This window comes from Sanguibacter sp. Z41_6, assembly GCF_059621145.1.
In genome coordinates this window covers 1-1,201 of record NZ_JCAQIF010000013.1, presented here as the reverse complement: position 1 = coordinate 1,201, position 1,201 = coordinate 1, and the positions used below count along the sequence as shown (strand labels likewise).

Below are 1,201 nucleotides of genomic sequence, written 5' to 3'. Positions count from 1 at the left end.
GACAGCGGGAGCACGATGCGTCCGAAGATCCCGAACCAGCCCAGACCGTCGATCTGCGCCGCTTCCTCGAGCTCACGGGGGAGGTTCTCGAAGAAGGACTTCATGACGAGCAGGTTGAACACGGAGATCGCACCGGGCAGCACCAGCGCCCACATGGTGTTCTTCATCCCCAGCTCGGAGATGAGGATGTAGTTGGGGATGAGCCCACCGTTGAAGAACATCGTGAAGACCGCGATCCAGATGAGGAAGGTGCGGCCACGCAGGTGCTGCTTGGACAGCACGAACGCGAAGAGCGTCGTGAGGACCATCGCGATGGTCGTGCCCACCACGGTGTACACGACGGTGTTGCGGTAGTTGCGCCAGAACATGTCGTTCTGCGCCACGGCCCGGTAGGTGTCGAGGTTGAACTCGACCGGCCACACGTTGACCATGCCGGCCTTGATCGCACCGGAGCTGCTGAACGACTGCGCGAGGATCGTGATGAACGGGTAGAGCATCACCGCGCAGATGAGTACCAGCGCCGTCCCGTTGATCCACGTGAAGATCCGGTACCCGCGGCTGTCGCGCACCCCCACCGGCTTGCCACCGCTGGCGGAGGCCGTCGGTGTGTTCATCGCACTCTGGGTCACCACAGGCTTGCTCCTACCACTCGGCGCGAGATGAAGTTCGCGCTCAGGATCATCACGAGGCCGATGATCGCCTGGAACAGGCCGATCGCCGCCGCGTAGCTGAAGTTGTTCGCGACGAGCCCGACGCGGAACAGGTACGTCGAGATGACGTCACCGGTCTCATAGGTCAAGGGGTTGTACAGCAGCAGCACCTTCTCGAACCCGACGTTGAGGAACGAGCCGATGTTGAGGATGAGCAGCGTGACCATCGTCGGGCGGATCCCCGGCAACGTCACGTGCCACGTCTGGCGCCACCGGTTGGCACCGTCGATGCGCGCAGCCTCGTACAGGCTCGAGTCGACCGTGGTCAGCGCAGCGAGGTAGAGGATGGTTCCCCACCCGACCGTCTGCCACACCTCGGTCCCGACGTAGACCGTGCGGAACCACTCCGCGCGCTGCAGGAACGGGATGGTCTCCCCACCCAACGCGGTGATGATCTGGTTCGCGGTCCCCTGCACGGACAAGATCTGCATCGTCATTCCGACGATGATGACGATCGACAAGAAGTGCGGCAGGTAGGAGATCGACTGGAC

Annotated in this window: 2 protein-coding genes; both read right to left on the bottom strand. The window is 62.9% G+C overall.

Annotated features, from left to right (window positions below; all coding sequences use genetic code 11):
- Positions 1–614 (bottom strand): carbohydrate ABC transporter permease (locus AC54T1_RS14490; protein WP_496912374.1); only part of this gene is annotated, 614 nt, incomplete at its 3' end.
- A gap of 11 nt (positions 615–625) precedes the next feature.
- Positions 626–1,201: ABC transporter permease subunit (locus AC54T1_RS14485; RefSeq protein ID WP_496912373.1), on the bottom strand; the 576-nt coding region annotated here is incomplete at its 5' end.